This is a genomic window from Variovorax sp. RA8 (assembly GCF_901827175.1).
Lineage (GTDB): Bacteria > Pseudomonadota > Gammaproteobacteria > Burkholderiales > Burkholderiaceae_C > Variovorax.
This window is the reverse complement of sequence record NZ_LR594662.1, coordinates 3232961-3254303: the sequence shown is the minus strand read 5'-3', so window position 1 is coordinate 3254303 and position 21343 is coordinate 3232961. Positions and strand designations below refer to the sequence as shown.

Annotated in this window: 18 protein-coding genes and 2 pseudogenes; 12 read left to right on the top strand and 8 right to left on the bottom strand. The window is 64.4% G+C overall.

Annotated elements, in window-relative coordinates:
- Positions 1–173 precede the first annotated feature (173 nt).
- The 4 genes from E5P3_RS15230 to imuA form a co-directional block, all read right to left on the bottom strand.
- A complete protein-coding gene (locus E5P3_RS15230; RefSeq protein WP_232073147.1) occupies positions 174–1193 on the bottom strand; it encodes an aromatic ring-hydroxylating dioxygenase subunit alpha in 1020 nt (339 codons plus the stop codon).
- Positions 1194–1388: 195 nt separating this feature from the next.
- Positions 1389–4760 carry an error-prone DNA polymerase gene (locus E5P3_RS15225; protein ID WP_162586734.1) on the bottom strand — a complete coding sequence of 1124 codons (3372 nt, stop codon included), beginning with the start codon at positions 4758–4760 and terminating at the stop codon, positions 1389–1391.
- The gene (locus tag E5P3_RS15220) at positions 4753–6069 is read right to left on the bottom strand and encodes a DNA polymerase Y family protein (protein WP_162586733.1); all 1317 of its coding nucleotides are present in this window, start codon (positions 6067–6069) and stop codon (positions 4753–4755) included. The genes E5P3_RS15225 and E5P3_RS15220 overlap by 8 nt, the downstream gene beginning before the upstream one ends.
- Positions 6038–6838, bottom strand: coding sequence for a translesion DNA synthesis-associated protein ImuA (gene imuA / locus E5P3_RS15215; RefSeq protein WP_162589696.1), 801 nt, complete (start codon positions 6836–6838; stop codon positions 6038–6040). The genes E5P3_RS15220 and imuA overlap by 32 nt, the downstream gene beginning before the upstream one ends.
- Before the next feature lie 96 nt (positions 6839–6934).
- On the opposite strand from imuA, the gene E5P3_RS15210 reads away from it, so the two are divergent.
- Complete coding sequence (locus tag E5P3_RS15210; protein WP_443083250.1) at positions 6935–7183, top strand: hypothetical protein; 249 nt, start codon at positions 6935–6937, stop codon at positions 7181–7183.
- Here E5P3_RS15210 and E5P3_RS15205 read toward each other — a convergent pair.
- Entirely contained in the window at positions 7180–8277 is a 1098-nt protein-coding gene (locus E5P3_RS15205) for a DNA-binding protein (RefSeq protein ID WP_024815569.1), read from the bottom strand. The two genes, E5P3_RS15210 and E5P3_RS15205, sit on opposite strands and share 4 nt — an antisense overlap.
- A gap of 278 nt (positions 8278–8555) precedes the next feature.
- Here E5P3_RS15205 and E5P3_RS15200 point away from each other — a divergent pair.
- Both E5P3_RS15200 and E5P3_RS15195 read left to right on the top strand, forming a co-directional pair.
- Positions 8556–8928: pseudogene (locus tag E5P3_RS15200) on the top strand (type II toxin-antitoxin system RelE/ParE family toxin).
- The gene (locus tag E5P3_RS15195) at positions 8925–9254 is read left to right on the top strand and encodes a helix-turn-helix domain-containing protein (protein WP_024815568.1); all 330 of its coding nucleotides are present in this window, start codon (positions 8925–8927) and stop codon (positions 9252–9254) included. The pseudogene E5P3_RS15200 and the gene E5P3_RS15195 overlap by 4 nt, the downstream one beginning before the upstream one ends.
- 7 nt (positions 9255–9261) lie before the next feature.
- On the opposite strand, the gene E5P3_RS15190 is transcribed toward E5P3_RS15195, so the two are convergent.
- Positions 9262–9579 (bottom strand): hypothetical protein, encoded by a 318-nt coding sequence (locus E5P3_RS15190; RefSeq protein WP_024815567.1) that lies wholly within the window; start codon positions 9577–9579, stop codon positions 9262–9264.
- 730 nt (positions 9580–10309) lie between these two features.
- Between E5P3_RS15190 and E5P3_RS15185 the strand changes: the two genes are divergently transcribed.
- A complete protein-coding gene (locus E5P3_RS15185; protein ID WP_024815566.1) occupies positions 10310–10816 on the top strand; it encodes a GlcG/HbpS family heme-binding protein in 507 nt (168 codons plus the stop codon).
- 210 nt (positions 10817–11026) lie between these two features.
- Here E5P3_RS15185 and E5P3_RS15180 read toward each other — a convergent pair whose 3' ends face one another.
- Complete coding sequence (locus E5P3_RS15180) at positions 11027–12064, bottom strand: Cj0069 family protein (protein WP_230305084.1); 1038 nt, start codon at positions 12062–12064, stop codon at positions 11027–11029.
- A 203-nt stretch (positions 12065–12267) separates the two neighbouring features.
- Between E5P3_RS15180 and E5P3_RS15175 the strand changes: the two genes are divergently transcribed.
- The 8 genes from E5P3_RS15175 (at position 12268) to E5P3_RS15140 (ending at position 20656) form a co-directional block, all read left to right on the top strand.
- Positions 12268–13239: a chromate resistance protein ChrB domain-containing protein gene (locus E5P3_RS15175; protein ID WP_024815564.1), complete on the top strand. Its 972-nt coding sequence runs from the start codon at positions 12268–12270 to the stop codon at positions 13237–13239.
- Positions 13240–13454: 215 nt separating this feature from the next.
- Positions 13455–14684, top strand: a complete 1230-nt coding sequence (locus E5P3_RS15170; protein WP_051463546.1) for a chromate transporter — start codon at positions 13455–13457, stop codon at positions 14682–14684.
- A gap of 149 nt (positions 14685–14833) precedes the next feature.
- A complete protein-coding gene (locus E5P3_RS15165) occupies positions 14834–15181 on the top strand; it encodes a hypothetical protein (RefSeq protein ID WP_024815562.1) in 348 nt (115 codons plus the stop codon).
- Positions 15178–15801, top strand: coding sequence for a superoxide dismutase (locus E5P3_RS15160; protein ID WP_230305086.1), 624 nt, complete (start codon positions 15178–15180; stop codon positions 15799–15801). Before E5P3_RS15165 ends, E5P3_RS15160 begins: the two co-directional genes overlap by 4 nt.
- Positions 15802–15935: 134 nt before the next feature.
- Positions 15936–16082 (top strand): hypothetical protein, encoded by a 147-nt coding sequence (locus tag E5P3_RS15155; RefSeq protein ID WP_153587080.1) that lies wholly within the window; start codon positions 15936–15938, stop codon positions 16080–16082.
- A gap of 24 nt (positions 16083–16106) precedes the next feature.
- Entirely contained in the window at positions 16107–17417 is a 1311-nt protein-coding gene (locus tag E5P3_RS15150) for a site-specific integrase (protein WP_024815560.1), read from the top strand.
- Between the two features lie 42 nt (positions 17418–17459).
- On the top strand, positions 17460–20453 hold the full coding sequence (locus E5P3_RS15145; protein WP_024815559.1) for a Tn3 family transposase: 2994 nt from the start codon (positions 17460–17462) through the stop codon (positions 20451–20453).
- 56 nt (positions 20454–20509) lie between these two features.
- Entirely contained in the window at positions 20510–20656 is a 147-nt protein-coding gene (locus tag E5P3_RS15140; RefSeq protein ID WP_232073143.1) for an alpha/beta fold hydrolase, read from the top strand.
- Positions 20657–20673: 17 nt separating this feature from the next.
- Here the strand turns inward: E5P3_RS15140 and E5P3_RS15135 are convergent.
- Positions 20674–21315, bottom strand: a pseudogene (locus E5P3_RS15135) (aldo/keto reductase); the annotation flags it as partial.
- Positions 21316–21343 lie beyond the last annotated feature (28 nt).

The window sequence follows — 21343 nt, the reverse complement described above, 5'->3', positions numbered from 1 at the left end:
ATGGCTGGGGACGGAGAAAAAGAAGAAGGTAGCGGCTCGTGGCTCAATCAGTCGCTTCGAAGCTGTGCAGGCCTGCTGGGGAACACCGCGGAACCGGCTTTGCCGGGCCGCTGGTGCTGCCCCCGGTGAGGGGGTGGGCGGCTACACGAAGTGAGCCAACCTGGGGGAGAGCTTCATTCGGCGGCCATTTCCTCGACGATGCGCCGCATCTTGATCGAGGAGCCGTCGAGGGCGAGATTGATCCGGTGCCACTGGCGCGGCTTGTCCTCGTTGCGCTGGATCGCCTCCAGCACGCGCTTGTCCTCGTTGAAGGCCATGCGCAGGTTGCTGCGCAGGCGCTCGTCGACGGTGGGGTCGGCCGGCGAGTTCTTCAGGCACAGCCAGTGCTGCACGCAGCTGCGCTGGTCGATGGGCGTGATGAAGTGGCAGGCGTACATCTGGATGCAGTCGTCCCGGTTGCCCTCCGGCGCGCCGGTGCCGGTGAGGGCGGAGCCGAAGTCGATCACCGCGATACTGGGGGCGTGATAGTGGTAATAGTGCCAGCGGTCCACATTGCCCCCGAAGTCCTTGAGGCCTTCGAAGATCGGCATCAGCGGGCCGTCGATCACCCAGCGCCAGGTCACGACCTTGTTGCCCTGGCGCTCGTGCTGCACGCGCGTTTCCTCGCGGCCGGCGCTCGCCAGCGTGGTCTGGTGCACGTAGACCACGTGGGTCGGGTCGCAGAGGTTGTCCGCCAGGCTCAGGTAGTTGGCCTGCACGAGCAGCGCGTCGCCCTCGACCACGCTGTAGGCGGGGTCGTCGTACTGCGGCAGGCGGAACACCTGGCTGCGGTCGGCCTTCTCGGCATCGCCCATCCACACCCAGACCATGCCCATGCTCTCGGCCGTGGGATAGCTGCGCACGCGGAAGCTCTCCGGGACCCGCGGCATGCCGGGCGCGTGCACGCAGCGGCCGCTGCCGTCGAAGGTGAGGCCGTGGTAGGCGCATTCGATCGCGTCGCCGCACAGCCGGCCGATGGACAGCGGCGCCAGCCGGTGCGGGCAGGCGTCCTCGAGCGCGGCGACGACGCCCTCCTCCGTGCGATACACCGCGAGATCCTGCTCGAGCACGCGGCGCGCGACGATCTCGCGTCCGATGTCCCGCGACCAGGAGAGTGGGTACCAGGCGTTGTAGGCGAAGGCGGTCATGGGCATGTGTCCTCGTGGGGGCTGGCGGCTTGCATGACGCAGAGCGCTGCAGAAAGCGTGCCAGCAGTTAAGTAAGCAACTTCTCCAAATTCATGGAGAGAATACTTAATTTCGGTGCCTGCGTACACCGGGTTTGCACCGGGAAGCGGCATCGGCGTGCCGTCGTTGTGCACGCGTGGCAAGCCGGTCCGGGTCAGCTTCTCAGTGGAAGTCCCGGCTCCTGCTGCTCTTCGCGAGCCGCCCCAGCAGCGGTGTCAGGTCCCTGAAGCCGGTGGCCACCACGTGCCGCACCTCGCCGCCGCTGTCCACGTCGCGCTGCCAGGTGCCCTGCACGGCGAGCAGGTGCGACTTGAGCAGCGGCTCGCGCCAGGCCTCGACGACGTGCTTCCAGACGATCACGTTGACGTTGCCGGTCTCGTCCTCGAGCGTGACGAAGATGGTGTCGTTGGCGGTCTGCGGGCGCTGGCGGCCCATGACCATGCCGCAGGCGCGCACGGTCTGGCCGCTGGGCAGGTCTCGCAGCTGCTCGGCGCTGCTGAGCCTCATGCGCGCGAGCCGCGGACGCAGCAGCGCCAGCGGATGGCGCCGCAGCGTGAAGCCCAGCGAGGCGTAGTCGCCGACGATCTCCTCGCCCTCGGGCGCCAGCGGCAGCTGCAGCGCGCGCTCATGGATGGGCACGCCCTTGAGCAGCGCCGGCGCGCGCCGCTGCGCGGTGGCGTCCCAGACCTGCTGGCGCCGGTGGCCCGAAAGTGCGAGCAGCGCGTCGGCCGCGGCGAGCGCGGCCATGTCCTTGGCATCGAGCTCGGCGCGCACGGCGAGGTCCTCGGTGCTGGCGAAGGGGGCTTGGGCGCGGGCCTCGACGATGCGCCTGGCGCCGGCTTCGCTGAGGCTGGAGATGCGGCGCAGGCCGAGGCGTACGGCGGGTTGCCGGGGGTTTCCCAGGCGGGTGGCGAAACGGGGCGGGATGGCTTGCGGAGGCTGCTGCCCCCACCCCAACCTTCCTTCGGACGGGGAAGGACCAACAGCCGGAGGCTCCAGGGTGCAGTCGAGCTCGCTCGTCGTCACGTCGACCGCACGCACCTCGACACCATGCCGCCTGGCGTCCTGCACCAACTGGGAAGGCGAATAAAAGCCCATGGGCTGCGAATCGAGCATGGCGGCCAGGAAGCAGGCGGGCTCGTGCAGCTTGAGCCAGCAGCTCACGATCACCAGCAGCGCGAAGCTGGCGGCATGGCTTTCAGGGAAGCCGTATTCGCCGAAGCCCTGGACCTGCTTGAAGATGGCTTCGGAGAATTCGCGGTCGTAGCCGTTGTCGACCATGCCGCCGACCAGCGGCTCGTGGAACTTCTCGACGCCGCCCTTGCGCTTCCAGGCCGCCATCGAGCGGCGCAGCCGGTCGGCCTGGTCGGGCGAGAACTTGGCCGCGATCATCGCGATCTGCATCACCTGCTCCTGGAAGATCGGCACGCCGAGGGTGCGGCCCAGCGCCGGGATGAGGTCGGGATAGCGGTAGACGATCTCGCCGTCCTTTCGGAGCTTCTCGCGGTTCTTCAGGTACGGATGCACCATGCCGCCCTGGATCGGCCCCGGCCGCACGATGGCGACCTCGATGACCAGGTCGTAGTAGCAGCGCGGCTTGAGGCGCGGCAGCATCGACATCTGCGCCCGGCTCTCGATCTGGAAGACGCCGATGGTGTCGGCATCGCAGATCATGTCGAACACGGCCTCGTCGTCGTCCGGTATCTGGTGCATCTGCAGCGCCGTGCCGCGCCAGCCGTTGACCAGGGCCAGCGCACGCCGGATTGCGCTCAGCATGCCCAGGGCCAGCACGTCGACCTTGAGCATGCCCATGGCCTCGAGGTCGTCCTTTTCCCACTGGATGACGGAGCGGTCCTTCATCGACGCGTTCTCGACCGGCACCAGGCGCGTGAGCTTGCTCTGCGTGAGCACGAAGCCGCCCACGTGCTGGCTCAGGTGGCGCGGGAAGCCCCGCAGCTGCTGCGTGAGCTCGATCCACTGCAGCAGCCGGGGCATGTCTTCCTGCACGCCCGAGCGCTGCATTGCCTCTTCCAGCCGCTGGTCGAGCACTACGCCGTCGAACCAATAATGGTCCTTGGCGAACTCGTCGACCAGGCGCGCATCGATGCCCAGCGCCTTGCCCACGTCGCGCACCGCGCTGCGCGAGCGATAGCAGATCACGACCGCCGCAATGGCAGCACGCTCGCGCCCGTACTTCTCGTAGATGTACTGGATCACCTCCTCGCGCCGCTGGTGCTCGAAGTCGACGTCGATGTCGGGCGGCTCGCGGCGTTCGCGGCTCAGGAATCGCTCGAACAGCAGGTTGCCGGTCTCGGGATCGATGGCGGTGATGCCGAGGCAGAAGCAGACCGCCGAATTGGCCGAGGAGCCGCGGCCCTGGCACAGGATGCTCCTGGAGCGCGCGAAGCGCACGATGTCTTCCACCGTGAGGAAGAACATCTCGTAGTGCATCTCGATGATCAGGTCGAGCTCGTGCCGGATCTGGCCCTGCACCTTCTCGGGAACGCCCTGCGGATACTTCTCGCGCGCGCCCTCCCAGGTCTTGCGCACCAGCGTCTGGGCCGGCGTCTCGCCCTTCGCCACGTTCTCGAGCGGGTACTTGTAGTGCTCGCGGATCACGTTCAGGTCGAAGGTGCAGCGCCGCGCGACCTCGAGGGTGTTGGCCAGCAGCTCGGCCGGATAGAGGTTCGACAGGCGCAGCCGCGAACGCAGGTGCCGCTCGGCATTGGACTGCAGCGCGAAGCCGCATTCGGCGACTGCCCTGCCCTCGCGCACGGCCGCGATCACGTCCTGCAGCGGCTTGCGCGAGCGCACGTGCATGTGCACGTCGCCGGCCGCCACCAGCGGCACGCCGGCCTGTGCACCCGCCTGCAGCAGGGTGATCAGCCAGAGGTCGTCGTCGAGTTCGTTGGGCAGCTCGGCCGCGAGCCAGAGATGGCCCGCGAAGAGGCGCGCGACCTCCGCCACATCGGCGCGGAGCGCTTCGGCGTCGGGCGTGGCGCCGGGGGTGCGCAGGGGCACGAAGAGGATCTCGCAATCGCGCAGCGAGGCGAGGTTGCTGTCTTCCCAGCTCACCTCGTAGGTGCCCTTGGGCGCCGTGATGCGCGCGGCGGTGATGAACTCGCAGAGGTTGCCCCAGCCTTCGAGATCGTGCGCGATCGCCACCAGCTTGAAGCGTTCGAAGCGGAACTCGCTGCCGAACAGCAGCCGGAAGGGATGGTGTTGCGACGGATCGAGCGCTTCGAGGAGCTCCCGCAGCCCTTCGAACGCCCGCACCACGCCGGCCACCGAGCATTCGTCGGTGATCGCGAGCGCCTCGTAGCCGAGCTCGTAGGCGCGCTGCACGAGCTCCTCGGGATGCGAGGCTCCGCGCTGGAAGCTGAAGTTCGTGAGGCAGTGCAGCTCGGCATAGGACGGCAGGCCCGGCGGCATCGGGGGGCCGGCTTCCGGCTGAGGCAGCCGCGGCGGCATCGCATGCACCGTGGCCAAGGCCCGAGTGCGTTTCTGCATCTGCTTGTCGCTGAGTTCAGGCATACAGGCCTTGCAGGTACCAGCGCGGAGCCTCGGAAGTGAAACAGGACGAAGGCCGCTCGCGGTAGATCCACACGAGACCGGCCTTCGGGCTTTCCGCGATGTAGTAGTCGCGCACCGCGGGCTGGCCCTCGCCCCACCAGCCGGTTTCCACCCGCTGCGGCCCGACCAGCTTGCGCAGCGGCCCCTGGTAGCACGGGCGCTCGCCTTCCATGTCCAGGAGCAAGGGCTCTCGCAAGAGCCAGGGTGGGTAGATGGCGTCGGCCGCCTTGGGACGGCCAGCCTCGGCCGGCGGCTTGTGCAATGCAGGCTGCCACGCCTGCCGGCATTCGGGCCGGTGATCGGCCCGCGCGACCGCGCGCAGCACCTGCTGCGGCCCGAGCCGCGCGCTGAGGCGCTCGACCAGTTCGTGCAGCTTGTCGCCCTTGCGGTTGTCTTCCGGCAGGAAGCTGGTGCTGGCGCCGGCCCAGGGCGCGGTCTCGACCGAGCGCAGGCGCAGCCAGCTCGCGGGCGCGGCCAGGGTCGTGAGCGCGAGCCGCTCGGACAGGAGGCGCCGCAGGTGCGCCATGTCCTGCGTGGCCTCGGCCGTGCGCACCGTGACCTGCTGGTGCGGCGGCAGCGCGACGCCGTCGAGCCGCTTCAGGTCGAGCGTCCACTGCAGCTCCAGCGCCAGCACGCCGCGCTGGCGCGCGCGCAGCCAGATCTGCAGCGCCGCCAGCAGGCGGTTGGCCGACCACATGAGCGCGGGCGCGCCCTCGGCCAGCGCGGGCAGCTCCAGCTTCTGCTCGAACGAGTCCGGCAGTTGCAGCCAGTCATGGCCGTCGGGCGCGAGGCCGTAGGCCACGTCCAGAGCCGCGCGCAAGGCCTTGCCGAAACGGCGCGTGAGGCCGCCGCGTGGCAGCTTCTCGACATCGCCCCAGCTGCGACAACCGAGATGCGACAGAACCGCGAGGTGATCGCGGGCCGCGCTCAATGTGTCGAGAGGCAAACCTGACGGCAGCTCGTACGGCGGCTGCTCGCCGCGGGCGAACATGCGCAGCCGCGCCAGCGCGACCAGGCTGGTGGCGCCCTGTGCGCGCTGCACGGGGACGTCCGGCACCGGATTGAGCCGAGCGATCTCGCGCATCAGGGCCAGGCGCCCGCCCCACAGCCGCTCGCAGGCCGAGACTTCGAGCAGCAGGGCCTCGCCCTCGACCCAGGCGACGCGCGGCGTGAACTGCAGGGCCCACCAGCCGAGCGCCTCGGGCGATGGCAGCGGCACCTCCTTGGCAGACGCGATCTCAGGCGGCCAGCGCAATGCGATCCAGTGCATGGCCTTGCTCGGTAGGGAGGTCGAGGCGGACCACGGTCGCGCCCTCGATCTTGGGCGGCAGCGCGCCTTCCTGCTGCTGGCGCAGCTTGCGCCTGAGCTGGCCGGCCGCGAGCAGCGCCGTCATGCGCTTGGCGCGCGCCGGTAGTTGCAGGGGCGCGGCCAGCGGCGGGCCACGGCGCTTGAGGATGTGGACGTCGATCTGCGCGGCGTCGGCGGCGCAGGTGGCGAGCCGCAGGCGCAGCCGCGCCGGCGAGGCCGAGTGGTCCACCGCGTCGGGGCGGAACACGAACAGCAGGCGGTCGTGCTGCGCTGCCGCGAGCTGCAGCCGCCGCAGCTCGCCCACGCGCGCCTGCGGCAGCCAGGCCAGCACGGCGGCCACCTCGCCGCAGCGCAGCGCCTGTTCGCAGGCCCACAATCTCGCGGGGCTGGCTTCGCTGCGCACCCACAGCAGCGCCTCGACCGGCAGGCCTTGGGCCGCGAGCGCGGGGCCGAAGGGCTCCTGCGGCGCGCCGATCAGTACGACCGGCCCTGCGCCGCCCTGGACCGCTTGCGCCAGCGCGGGCAGCAGCAGTTGCCAGGCATGCGCCTCGGGCGCGGCCTGCAGCAGCTCGGTCATCGCGCCCACCGGCCAGCCACCGCCGGGCAGCTGCGCATCGAGCGCCGCATGGCCGGTGCCGATGACCTGCCCATCCGCCAGGCCCAGCGTGTCCCCGCGCCAGACCTTGTGGCGCGCGGCGGCGGAGAAAGAGTCGAAGGAAGGCAGGCCCATGATGATCAGGTTAACTGTATTTTTATACAGTATTCGGGGGCTCATGTTTTCTTTTTGCAAGTCCGGGACGATCATGCGGAAAAGCCAATGATCAGCATGACCACCCGCCCCATCCCCTCCACCCGCGAAGCCCTCCCGGTGATCGGCTGCGGCACCTGGATCGGCTTCGATGTCAGCCCCGGCAGCGCCGGGCACCAGCGCCTGCCGGGCGTGCTGGATGCCCTGTTCGCCGCCGGCGGCACGCTGATCGACAGCTCGCCGATGTACGGCCGCGCCGAGGCGGTGGTGGGCGCCCTGCTGAGGGTCGGCAGGGATTCATGTAAAACCCAGCAGAAACAGGCTTAAGTGCCTGTCCCCGTTGACTTTTTCGACTCTCTCTTCCCTGGACGACCGGCCTCTTCAACCGGGTTCGCAACCAAATTAGGGCCAGTCGCCGGCGTACTGAAGCGCTCAAGCATGCTGGCCACGACCTGCTCCTGGGCCGTGACGGATGACCTGGCCGTCGCCAGCGCCAGTTCCAGCTGTTGTTTGGCGGAAAGCAGCTCGTCGACCTTGGCCTGCAACTGCTCTTTGGAAGTGCTGAGCTGCTGGACGGCCGCGTCCTGCTCAACCAGGCGCCGGCCCAATTCCTCGGAGCGCCTTTGCGCAAACCCCAGTTCATCCTTGAGCGGCCGCAGGCCTCGCACCTCTTCCTGAGCCTGGTGCAGATCGCCCTGGGCGCGCGACAAATCGCCCAGGAGGCGTGCGTTTTCCTGAAGGGTATGGACGGCTTCCTGCTGCTTGGTGGCCAAGGTCTCGTTCACGGTGCGCAACTCGGCCTGCAGGTACTGCACCTGCTGTTCGTGCTTGCGCTGGTCCTGGTCGCGCTGCTCCTTTGTGGATTCCCGGAAATGCTCCAGCGCCTGGCGCGCGTGCTTGTGCTTTTCTTCCAGGGATTGGCGATGGCGCTCTTCGGCCGCGAGGCGCTCCTGCAGGTCGGCCACCTGCTGGACGAGCTGAGTGTTTTCCAGGGTCTTGCGGCTCAGAGCTTCGCTGGTTTTGCCGTGAGCGTTTTTTTCGTCGGCCAGGGCCCGCTGGGTTTGCTCCAGCTGCTGGCGCGTGGCCAGCGCCTCGGATTTCAGGGCCGCGACGGCTTGCTGCTGTTGGCTCAGCTGCTCGGCGTGCTTGGCCTGCGCCGTGGTGACCCGCTCTTCCGCTTCTTCATTGACGCGGGCGGCTAGGCGACCCACCAGGTCCTGGATTGCCTCGCTGACGGCTACGCGGCTGCCGGTGGCTGGCCCTTCCTCTTCCTCGATCTCCTTCAGGTAGCGATGGATCGTGGTTTTGGAGCCGCTGCCCAGCTCTTCGCGCACCGCATCGATGGACGGATTGCGCCCTGCGGCCAGCAATTTATCGCGGGCACGCAGCACTTCAGACTTGTAGATTCCGGCTCGGGCCATGGTTCACCTCGTTATTTCGTACTGTAGTATGTACCATGATATTACATACTATTTAAGAGGTCAATAAATCATAGATCTTAGTAAATATCACACTGGGTAATAGTGGATTATCCAATGTGAGGGTAATTTTTGATGGTTTCAGCCGTGGTAGCGGTTTGGGGTCGGCCTAATGTGGCGTCATATGCGCTTATGACCGCGCGGAACAAAACTCGCGTCCCCGAAAAAGGTCCGCCCCGGCGAATTGACGGGATTATGCCCAAACAGACATAATTTAAGCGATGTCGAAGCAAACCCGCAAACCCGTCAAATGGGTCAGTTCCGCCAAGCGCGATCTGGATGCGATGCCGGACTATGTCAAAGACGTTTTTGGCCATGCCATCGACCTGGCGCAGGCCAGTGGCAAGCATCAGGATGCCAAGGTCATGACGGGTTTTGGTCGGCCGGCGTGTTGGAGGTGGTCGAGGACCCCCAGGGCGACACTCACCGGGCGTCTACACCGTCAAGTTCGCCGGCTGGGTCTATGTCCTGCACTGCTTTCAGAAGAAGTCCCAAAGCGGCATCGCCACGCCGAAACCGGATTGATCACCACCCGCCTGAAGGCCGAAGCAGGACTTCGAAGCTTGGCAGGCACAGCAAGGAGCACGCAAATGAGTGAACCCGCAAGCATCACCACCGAAGAAGGCAGCACCAATGTCTATGCCGACCTGGGCTACACCGACGCGGCCGAGATGCAGCGCAAGTCCCAGCTCGCCGGCGAGATCGCCCGAGCGATCAAGGCGCGCCGCTTGACGCAGGAAGATGCGGCTGCGCTGCTGGGGATCGACCAGTCCAAGGTTTCGCGCATCACGCGCGGCCAGTTTCGCGGCGTCAGCGAGGCCAAACTGTTGGAGCTGGTGGCCAGGCTGGGCCATGACGTGAAGATCGTGGTCGGCCCGGTGCGGCGCCGCGCCGGCAAGATCGAACTGCAGTTTGACTGATTGGCCTTTATCCGGGCCCTGCTGATTTGGGTGGAGGGAACTCCCCTCCATGTACCTCCGGCTTGAATGCTGCCAGCTTGGTCGCCAAAGACGTTTCGGCCTGTGTCCTGACCCTGAGCCATGCGCCCAAGGTGTCACGCAGACAGGTCTCACATAAATCCGCCTCAACCCGATTTCCGTCCCCAAAAATCGAGTCATAGCCCGCGTCGAAGCCGATCGACGTCATCTCGGCGAAGCCAAGCTCGCCACGCTCGGTCTCTTTGCCGCACCGGTCACATCGGATCTGATGCACCACGCTCACGGCCTCCATGGTTTTGAGTTGCATCGAATTCTCCTTACAAATAACTGCCTGCATCATCCTGCTGTCCCGCGAAGCATAACCGTGCCGGAATGGCACGCTTAGCCACGATGACGAGCACCATGATCATTCCCTCCGTGACATGCCTGCCGGGTCCCAAGTCATCGGCATTTGCATGAACAGCGTAAGCATGCGCACGCGCAAGTATGGTTTCTCCCTGCCTTGCTGATGTGTCTCGGCGGATGCCAGACTATCTACGAGGGCAAATATGACTGAAAGGCGGGCGGCCGACCAGGAGCTGTCGTGAAAGTTGATTATTCGAATTAGTTAGCCAAAGAGCCATTTCGCGACTGCCGCGCCAAACTGAGCGCAGAGGAACGGCGAACATCACAGTTCGCTGTGATTTCGTACCCATTCTTAAGCAGACCCAGGAATGCCATTATTCCGATTCAACCCAGTTGAGCCGGATGCGCGGGAATCTCGCTTATCTCAACGTGCTTGACTGCAAGGCGGCATTGCAACCGCGTGTCAGCGGCGTTTTCAAGCACGGCTTCTTAACCCTCAAGCACCAGGCTTTCGAGTTTCCGGATGCATATCGCTTCTGCGCAAGGCAAAACGCCAATAATGGGTGCTTCGATAGTGCTTGCAAATGCCCACCAGAATGAGCAGATTGCGGGAGAATCGAAGTTAGCCAGCAAAAGCGCCTCGAGGCACCTGAACTCAAATCACATGACCGCTGAAAAGGAATTTTCTACCAATGCGCACTGCAAAAAAATCAACTCTGACCTTCGTCTTATTGCTTGGAATGCCTGTTGGTTTGCTACTGGCACAACAAGCCACTTTCACGTCAGCCTCCTTGACGCCAGATGCCGCTTTGAAGGCGGCACGGGCTGCGCTAGAGACTTGCCGAAAAAATGGCCATCAAGCTGCCGTATCGGTCAATGACCGTGCCGGCAACGCGCTCGTTATGCTTCGCGACCGTTTCGCCGGTCCACACACAGTCGATACGGCCATCAACAAAGCCTACACGGCCGTGACCTTCAAACTCGATACCACGAGTTTCACCCGTTCCACTCAAGGAGGTGAACCCGCATCTGGCGTGCGACACCTTCCCCGCATCGTGGCCATCGGCGGTGGCATTCCCATTGAATCGGCTGGCTCCATCGTGGGCGCCATTGGGGTTTCGGGCGCGCCGGGCGGGGATGCCGATGACGTCTGCGCCAAAGCGGGCATTGCTGCTATCCGCGACGAACTCGACTTTTGACTAGGCCGCACTCTCGTGCGGTCAGTGGTCAAGCTCCCTGCTGACGTTGCCAGCCTAACCCCGGCCATGGCCAGTATTCTTATGCATCCTGCAATAGACGAGAGTCGGTGGCTAGCCTACATACACCAGCTTGATAGAACACGCGTCAATCACTTAGGCCAAAAGTCAGGTTCGCAGCTACTTGGCTGTGGCAACGTGCGCAACAGGCGATCAAATCTGCTTTAGACGACGTTGAACAGCCGAAACGAGCGGCTGGATGGCGGAGTCCGGGAACGGCGCTACGCTGCTGACGTTGATTTCGCAAAGCACATAGCGCTCAGAGGCATCGGCGATAGATTCTCCGAACATGAAGTCGCAGTCCCAGAGGAACGGAAGTTGCTCGCGCGAAAGGCCGACGCGTGTGCGGAGCAACTCGACCCACTCAGTCTCCAGTCGTTCCTTCAAGAACTGGAACTGCGGCAGATTTGCGGCGTGGTACAGCCTCGGGCTGGACGGCGGTGCCGGCTCGTCAGGTTTGGCGGGGTAGAGCGCGTTCACCGACTGGTGCCCGAAGCCCTCGACCCGATCCTCCACCAGATAGGCGCGCACCATGCCTTCCACCAAGCGCGGTTGCCATGCCTGGTCGATCATGTGTCCGCCGTTCTCCGGCTCGAAGTACGGAGCCAGTCTTGCCAAGAGCGCTGGAATTTCCATCACCTCTTCGTCGCTGCCACGCTGGGCGTGGCGCACCCGCAGGCGCGCGGGTGTGGCCATGGGACCCACCAGTTGCACGCGCCAAACACCGTTCCCGCTCTGTCCCCGGTATTGCTTGAGTACCCGTGGGCCGTGGCGGAGTCGTTCTGGCAATTCCTCCTCGAGTTGTTTGAGGCTGTCGACTCGGCAAACGTCGCTGCCAAACGGGAGATCGCGCGTGTGGAACAAGACGTCCTTGGTTCCCAGCTTCAGGATGGCCTCCGGATGCGCGCTGACCACAATCCCCGAGTCGGCAACCCGCCGCAGCATGGCGTCCAGGACATCCCGTCGTCGTCCGCCTTCGATGGGATTGCACCAGACCAGCACGAGGCGGCAGTTGCGCAGCTGCGTCTCCACTTCTTCGGCGAAGTCGTCGTTGTACACGGCAGGGACCGCCGTCACGCCGGCGAGGGCGAAAGCATCAAACAACGCAGCAAACCGGCTCTCGGTCGGATCAGAGCGATCCCGCATGCGGCGATCGCCTGGATAAAGTAATGCGACGGTTGATGTAGGCAAGGGCAACTCCTCAGCGGCTCACACGCCAGCAAGCTGCCAGAGCAATTGAAGCGTATTTCATAAGGTCCTCATGGCATTCATAAGAGCTTCAGCAATGGATACCCCCACTGGGCCGAAGAGAGCCTCGACCAGCAAAGTATTCGCGTTTCTGGTCTGTTGACTCTTTTAATGTCGAGTTCAAGACATTACAGTATGATCATGACATGAGTTTGCTGTTCTTGCCACCCTGGTTGTTGCTGATTGTTTCGCTGCCTACATCCGGCGCCACCGCGCGGACCCGCATTTGGCGGGCGTTGAAGTCGCTTGGCTGCATGGCATTACGGGACGGGGCGTATCTCCTACCAGCTGGTGAGGAACGCGAAGTGGCGCTGCAGGAACTGGCTGAGGAATGCCGGCGCGAGGGAGGCCACGCGTGGCTGATGGACGTGCAGCCGCGGTCCGTCGACGAAGCTGCAACCTACCGGCAGCTGTTTGACCGCAGCGACGATTACGCCGAGCTGTGCAAGTCCTGGAAGGAGGCGGGACGCACGCTCAGCGGGCTGGCGGGGTCCGAGGTCTCGCGCATGCAGCGCAGGCTGCAGCGCGAGCGCGACATGGTGCGGGCCATTGACTTCTTCCCCGGCGACGCGAGCCTGGAGGCAGAGGCGGCCTGGACGGAGTTCACCCAACGCATCGAGCGGGTGTTGTCGCCAGACGAGCCTCACGAAACGGCAGGCGGCATTGCCAGGCTGGATGCGAGCAGCTACCAAGGCCGGACGTGGGCCACGCGACGTCGGCCCTGGGTGGACCGCGTTGCCAGCGCATGGTTGATTCAGCGCTTCATCGACCGCGATGCGCGTTTTCAGTGGCTGTCCCAGCCGTCAGATTGCCCGAAAGGCGCACTCGGTTTCGATTTCGACGGCGCGGCGTTTACGCACGTGGGCGAGCGGGTGACCTTCGAGACGCTAATGGCTAGCTTCGACCTGGAGCAGGATGCTGCGCTCATGCGCGTCGCCGCGCTTGTACACCAGCTCGACGTGGGCGGCGAACCGGTCGCCGAGGCTGCAGGCTTCGAGGCCGTGCTGGCAGGCGCGCATCAACGCCTGGACGAGGACGACGCGCTGCTGGCGGAGATGAGCAAAATGCTCGACTCCCTGTACGCGTACTTTCAACAAGCTGGCGGTCGCCCAGGATGACCCAGATGATCCGCCCAGCCCCCCGCACATTGGTGAGTTTCGCGCCAAGTTACCCCGAGCCACACCTGGAACCCACCCAACTGCCGATAGCGACTTTGATTCAACCAACCACCTGTTCTGTAACCATGACCGGATAACGCCATGACACTTTTCCTGACCGGCTTGCGCGCCGCTTCGATCATCCGTCCCAACCTCAACACTGAACCGGGGGCAGCATGAGTGCGCAGACGACCACCGGCGCTGCCGGCCCCGAGGCCGTGCCTCCGACGCTGACGTACTTTCAGCTTTTCATGCGGTTTCTCAAATTCGGCTTCCTTGCCTGGGGAGGCCCGGTGGCGCAGGTCGCCATGCTGCGCCGGGAACTGGTGAACGAGGAACGATGGATTTCCAGCGAACGCTTCAACCGCTTGCTGGCCGTGATGCAGGTGCTGCCCGGACCCGAGGCGCACGAGCTGTGCGTGCATCTGGGCATGCGTGCGAAGGGGCGGCTGGGCGGGGTGCTGGCCGGTCTCGCATTCATGCTCCCGGGATTCCTGTTGATGCTGGCGCTGTCATGGCTTTACTTCCGGATGGACATCGCTGGCACGGCACTGGGCGCCGCGTTCCTTGGTGTACAGGCAGCAGTGATCGCCCTGATCGTACGGGCGGTGCACCGGATCGGCGAGCACATCCTGGTGGACCGTTGGCTGTGGGCCATCGCCATCGTGGCCGCACTCGCCTCCGCCGCCGGCGTGGCCTTCTGGATCACCCTGCCAGCCGCCGGCGGCGTCTATGCCTTGTGGATGCTCAAGCGTGGCAGGCTCGCCCTCCTGGTCGCTGCCGGCGCGGTGGCGCTGGCCGCCGCGATGGCGCTCTGGGCGCCGCGCGCACAGCCGCTGGTGGAGGCGGTCGTCCAGGGCGAGGCTTCGCTGCTGCTCATCTTCGTCGCCGGGTTGAAGGCGGGCCTGCTCACCTTCGGCGGTGCCTACACGGCGATCCCGTTCATCCGCAATGACGCGGTCGGCCGCGGCTGGATCACCGACGGCCAGTTCCTCGACGGCCTGGCCTTGTCTGGGGTGCTGCCCGCGCCGCTCATCATCTTCGCCACTTTCGTTGGCTATGTTGCCGGCGGGCCGCTCGGTGCGCTGGTCATGACCGCCGGCGTCTTTCTTCCCGCGTTTGCCTTCTCGCTGATCTTCTACGACCGGCTCGAGGCAGTGCTAGAGGTCAAGGAGATGCACGCCTTCCTCGACGGCGTCGCCGCCGGGGTGGTCGGCCTAATCGCCGCGACCACGGTTGACCTGGCGTTCGTCACCGCCGCGCGTGTGCCGTCGTTGGCGGTGGCCGTATCGATCTTTGTCGCGGCCTTGGCCTTCCTGTATGCCTGGAAGAACAAGCTCAACATCGCAGTCGCGATCATCGGGGCCGGAGTCGCGGGTTGGCTGCTGATGCCGAGCGGCGCGTGAGCCAGCAGGGTATGCAGCCTGTTGCTTGCCCTCGCTCAGCGCGCTGCGTCGCGTTAAAGGTCGCTCCGATCAAGAAAAGTCGCGCCAGCGGAGGCCTCGGCTCAACCCGCCTAGACGGACGGCTGCGCCGAAACGTTGCTTGCGGTTGCTTGCTGCTCGTGCTTGGTGCATGGACGCTGCCGGACGTGGCCGCTGAATCGGCGGCTTTTGCTCCTTTGAATGGCCAGCAGATCCGCTCCGCGTTGCGCGGCAGCTCAGTCGGCGACGGGAGACATTGGGAGCATCAGTACCTCCCCGATGGTCGACTCATCCGCTCCGAGAGCGGGACAAGCAAAGCGGGCCAATGGTCGGTTCAAGGCGACCAGCTGTGCCTGCTGAAGCCCGAGATCAGCAGCACACAGGCGGCGTGCTTCTCGGTGCATCGACGAGGCAACGAGTTGCAGTACCTAGATGGGCAGCAACTCGTATATCAAGGTTTTCTTAAAAGGAGTTCATGATGACTACATCCCCAGCATTTCAAAGTCAGGACGCGCTCAAGCCGCTGCCGTTCGATCCGTCAAAACTAACGGGTCTGTCCGAACGAATGATTCGTTCCCATTGGGAAAACAATTACGGCGGCTCGGTCAAGGCACTGGCCGCTGTCAAGGCCCGGCTGGTGCAGGCCGCAGGCGACAAGGACCTGCCGCCCTACATCTACAACGACCTGAAGCGCGAGCACCTAATTCGCACTGGATCGGTGGTGCTGCACGAACTGTATTTCGAGAACCTCGGGGGCAGTGGCGAGGCCGCAGCTACCGAGCGAGAGGCGATCGCTCAAGCCTTCGGCAGCTTCGAAGACTGGGAGAGGGAATTCCGCCGCATCGGTGCCGGCCTCGGTGGGGGGTCCGGCTGGGTGGTTCTTGGGTTCAACCTGCACACCAGGCAGCTGGAAAATTACTGGATGGCCGATCACGCGCATGGACCGGCCGCCACCGTTCCGATCCTGGTGATGGACATGTACGAGCACTCTTATCAGATGGACTACGGCGCTGCGGCGGCGAAATACATTGATGCTTTCTTCCAGAACATCCAGTGGGAGAGCGTGAGTGCACGGCTGGCCGGCGCACGTGCGATATGAGGCATTTAGCGTTGCATGTGGCGGGTTGGCACTCTCTCGTGTGCACGTGAAGATAGGCATCTCCGGACACCGACGGCGCGACGGCGCGACGGCTCGGTATTCTCACAGGCGCGGACCCAAGCTGGCTGGTCTTGGTGCCCTTGTCCATCCTGGCCGAGCAACTGGTGCGTGCATGGAACTGGCGCCAATTGCTGTACCCCCTGCGCCCGGCGGGGCGCTTCGATTTGTTCGGCACCATCATGGCTGGCTACCTGCTGGCGGAGCGGGGCAAGCCACGCTAATGGACAGGCGAAAAACAAACTGAAATGAATCGTGTTGTTGACTACATCGAAGCCGCTGAGCGCGACAACACGCGTCGGAGCTACGCTTCGGCCATACGACATTTTGAAATAGAGTGGAAAGGCCTCCTGCCCTCGACGGCTGACGCCATCGCCCGCTACCTCGCCGACTACGCGCCTACCTTGGCCATCAACACCCTTCGCCAGCGGCTGGCGGCACTGTCCCGATGGCATGCCGACCAAGGTTTTGCGGACCCCACCAAGTCGCCCTTGGTGCGCCAGGTCCTTAAAGGCATTCGCTCAATTCACGCCGTGCCAGAAAAGCGCGCGCGCCCCCTGGAGCTGGCGGTGCTCCAGCAGATCGACCAGTGGCTCGATGTCGCGATTGGCAACGCCCAGCGGTCCGGCGACCGGCCGGCCTTGCTGCGCCAAACCCGCAACCGCAGCCTGATGTTGCTGGGGTTCTGGCGCGGCTTTCGCTCCGACGAGTTGGTCAACCTGCGCGTAGAGAACATCGAGGTGACGCCGGGCCAGGGCATGGCGTGCTACCTGGGCCGCACCAAAGGCGACCGGCAGCTGCAGGGCCGTGTTTTCAAATGCCCAGCCTTGTCCCGCTTATGTCCCGTGACGGCCTTCAATGCCTGGATCGACCTGGCCGGGTTGACCGAGGGTCCGGTGTTCCGCAAGATCGACCGCTGGGGGAATGTGGCCGACGAAAGTCTGCATGCCGACAGCCTGATTCCGTTGTTGCGCAGCCTGTTCGCCGAAGCCGGTGTCGAGTCGCCCGAGGAATACAGCAGCCACTCCTTGCGCCGCGGCTTTGCCGGCTGGACCCGCGCCAGCGGCTGGGACATCAAGGAACTGATGGAATACGTCGGCTGGAAGGATGTCAAATCGGCCATGCGCTACCTCGATGCGTCGGATTCCAGCCTGCAGGCCCGGTTCGAGCAGGGCCTGACGGCCCTGGCACCGGCAGTTCCGCAGCTACTGCCATTGTTGTTGACCGAACAAATCGAAGCGCCCCGCCCACCGGCCGAAGGAACGACGCCCATGGCAGTCCTGCGCGTCACGCTGGTGCTGGCCCGCTTCAGCAAGCAGTCGCGCGGCCTGGCTCGCGGTCACCGGCTGATCGAGCAGACCTGCTTTGAGCGTTTCGCCATGCAACGCCTGAACACCGAGGGAACGCTCTACGAGCTCGCAGTTCCCTACCTGTCACGTGACTTGCTGGACGAGGTGATCGCCACGCTGCTCGATGACATGTACCGCATCGCCGAGGACAACCAGTGCCTGCTGGAAACCTCATTTCACGAACCCGCGACCGACACCTACTGGGATTGAGGCGATGGGAAGCATTGCCGCCAGGCGGGGTAGTCCCCGCGAATGACCACGCTCCATGAGACGGCCTATCCCAGCCTGAAACCCGATCCGACACCCCGTGAGCTGGCGGAGCTTTACACACCGACCAAGGATGAACAACTCCTGGCTGCCGGCATCGGCAAGCGCGCCTTGCCGCGCATGGCGGCACTGATCCACCTGAAAGTCTTCCAGCGCCTGGGCTATTTCATCTCCCTGGCCGAAGTGCCGCCGGTGATCCGGGAGCACATTGCGCAGCAGGTGGGCGTGGTTAGGCCGCCCCCGGCGGCGGACCTCAAGCGCTTCGAGGCCTCGGGCTCGCGCACCGCCTTGTTTGCGACCTTACGCCGGCACCTCAATGTCAAACCTATGAACCCGGGGGGCCACGCCTGGCTGGAGGTCGTGGCCGACACGGCGGCCGAGACCAAACACGCGGTGGCCGACATCATCAACGTGATGCTGGAGGAGCTGGTCCACCATCGCTACGAGCTGCCCGCCTTCTCGACGCTGGACCGGATGGCGTATCGAGCCCGGGAAAAGAGCAACAACCGGTATTTCTCCGCAATCACCAACCAGCTGACAGCCCATACCCGGACCTTGATCGACAGTTTGCTTAAAACCGCCACGGGCGAGTCGGTTTCTGCCTGGCAAATGCTCAAACGCGAACCCAAGCGGCCGACCAACAAGGAAACGCGCACCTACATCCAGCACATCCGGCGCTTGCAGTACCTGGTGGAGCAGCTTCCCAAGCCCGACGTGCCGGTGCCCAAGCTCAAACAGTTTCGCCACCTGGCGCGCGCCCTCAATGCGGCCGAGATGGCCGAACTCAAGCCGCAAAAGCGCTACGCCCTGGCGGTGATCTTCATCCGGGCGCAGCATGCCCAGTCCCTGGACGATGCCGCGGACCTGTTTATTCGCCTGATGCAGAACCTGGAAAACAATGCCAGGCAGAAATTGCTCTCGTTCCAGCAGGAGCGGGTCCAAAAAACCGACATGCTGGTTGGCCAGCTCAAAGACATCCTGGGCGCCTACCAGCTGGAGGGCACCGACACGCAGCGTGTGGACGCCATCGGCACCACCCTGGTGGCCGACGTGGACGAGCTGCTCAACGAATGCGAACAGCACCTGGCCTATGCGGGCCGCAACCATCTGCCTTTCCTGCTGCAGCCCTACAAGATGGTCCGGGCCCAGTTGCTCAACTGCATCGGCATCGCCTCGCCCAAGGCCAGCAGCGAGGACCAGGTAGCGGAGCGGCTGATCGAGGCCCTTTACAAGCTGCGCGACAACCGTGCGGACATCGTGCCGCTGGACATGCTGGGCCTGACTGAAGACAAGGATTTCCGCTGGATGTCAGGCCAGTGGAAGCGGTTGGTGTTGGTCCGTCCATCCGGCAAGGGCCGGGCGGAGGCTGTCCACCGCCGGTATTTTGAACTGGCGGTCATGCATGCTGTCAAAGACGACCTGAAGTCGGGCGATCTCTTCATCAAGTACGGCGAGCGCTATGACGATTACCGCGAGCAGTTGGTCGATGACGAAACCTTTGAAAGAGAAGTGGGCGACTATGGCCAGGTCACCGGCATCGAGACAGATCCCGGCACCTTTGTGGCGATGCTCAAATCGGCGATGTCCCAGCGGGCCCACGACATCGACGCCACTTTCCCGGAAAACGCCCATGCCGAGATCGTCGACGGCCGCCTGATCCTGCGGAAACCGCCGCGCTCAGAAATCGTCGAGGCGGCCGCGCGGATCGACGCCCTGATCACCGAGCGAATGGAGGCGGCCAGCATCGTGGACGTCATGATCGACACCGAGCGCTGGTTGGACCTGCACAAGCTGTTCCGGCCACTCGCCGGGACCGACAGCCGCCTGGAGGATCTGCGCATGCGCGTCATCACGACGCTGTTTTGCTACGGCTGCAACCTGGGGCCCGTGCAGACCGCCAAATCGATCAAAGGTCTGAGCCGCCGGCAGATTTCCTGGCTGAACTTGAAATACGTCAGCGAGGACCTCCTGGACAAGGCCATTGTCAAGGTGATCAACGCCTACAACAAGTTTGAGCTGCCAGGCTACTGGGGCACGGGCAAACACGCGTCGGCGGACGGCACCAAGTGGAATCTTTACGAGCAAAACCTACTGTCCGAGCACCATATCCGCTATGGTGGGTACGGCGGTATCGGCTACTACCATGTATCGGACAAGTTCATCGCGCTGTTCAGCCATTTCATTTCCTGCGGCACCTATGAGGGCATCCACATCCTTGACGGGCTGATGACCAACGAATCGGACATTCGACCGGACACGATTCACGGGGACACCCAGGCCCAGAGTTACCCGGTCTTCGCGCTGGCGCACCTCCTGGGCATCCAGCTCATGCCGCGCATCCGGGGCATCCAAGACCTCAAATTCCATCGCCCGGAGCCGGGCAATGTTTACCGCAACATCAATGCGCTGTTCAGCGATGTGATCGACTGGCGGCTGATTGAGCTGCATTTGCCGGCGATGCTGCGGGTGGCGGTTTCCATCAAGACCGGCAAGATCACGCCGTCGGCGATCCTGCGCCGGCTCGGCACCTACAGCCGCAAGAACAAGCTGTATTTCGCGTTTGTAGAGCTTGGCAAGGTCATCCGGACCATGTTCCTGCTGAGCTACATCGGCGATGTCGGGCTGCGCAAGGTAATCCATGCCGAAACCAATAAGAGCGAGCAGTTCAACGGCTTTGCTCAGTGGTCATTTTTTGGGGGAGAAGGGATCATTGCGGAGAACATCCGGCACGAGCAGCGCAAGGTGATCAAGTACAACCACCTGGTGGCCAACATGATCATTCTGCACAACGTGGTGGGCATGACGAAGGTGCTGCAGGAGCTTCGCGACGAGGGGACCGAGATCACGCTGGAGATCCTGGGCGGCCTGGCGCCGTTCCGCACGGCGCACATCAACCGGTTTGGTGACTACACGCTGGATTTTCGGCGGAAGATTGGCCCCTTGAACTTCGATGCCACCATAATCCCAATGGAATCATAGACTTAGGGTCGTTTCTGCTGGGTTTTACATGAATCCCTGCCGACCCTCAGCATGACGTGACGGCCGACTCCCGGGCGCTGGTGGCGCAGCTCGTGGCGGGACGTCCGCAGTGCGAAGGCGTCGTGATCGACGGTGCCGGCCACTGGGTGCAGTACGAGCAGGCCGTGGAGGTGAACGCGCTGCTGCTGCGCTTCTTTGCCTGAAGCGAAGGCCCCAGTGGTTAGAGCGGTAGCGGAGCCGCGTGGCGCTGCCAGAAGCCCGCGTTGGGAAAGCTGCCCATTGCCGCCGCCGCGTTGTCCGCCATGTGCTCCGCCCGGCTGGTGCCCGGGATGGTGCAGGTCACGGCCGGATGGCTCAGCACGAACTTCAGCAGCAGTTGCGCCCAGTTCGCGCAGCCGATCTCGGCCGCCCAGCCGGGCAGGGGCTGGGTTCGCAGCCGCCGCAGCAGCCCGCCGCCGCCGAAAGGCATGTTGACGATCACCGCGACGCCGCGCTCGGCTGCCAGCGGCAGCAGGCGCTCTTCGGCCTGGCGCGCGTCGATCGAGTAGTTGATCTGCAGGAAGTCGAGCGGCTCGGCGCGCAGCACCGCTTCGACCTCGGCATAGGCCGAGGCGGTGTAGTGCGTGATGCCGAGGTAGCGCACGCGGCCCTGCGTTTTCCAGTCGCGCAGCGTCGCCAGGTGGGTGCGCCAGTCGACCAGGTTGTGCACCTGCAGCAGGTCGATGCGCTCGGTGCGCAGCCGCTGGAAGGACTGCTCCATCTGCGCGATGCCGGCCTCGCGGCCGGAGGTCCAGACCTTGGTGGCGAGGAAGGCCTCCTCGCGCTGCCCGCTCGCGGCCAGCAGGAGGGTCGGCAGGGATTCATGTAAAACCCAGCAGAAACGACCCTAA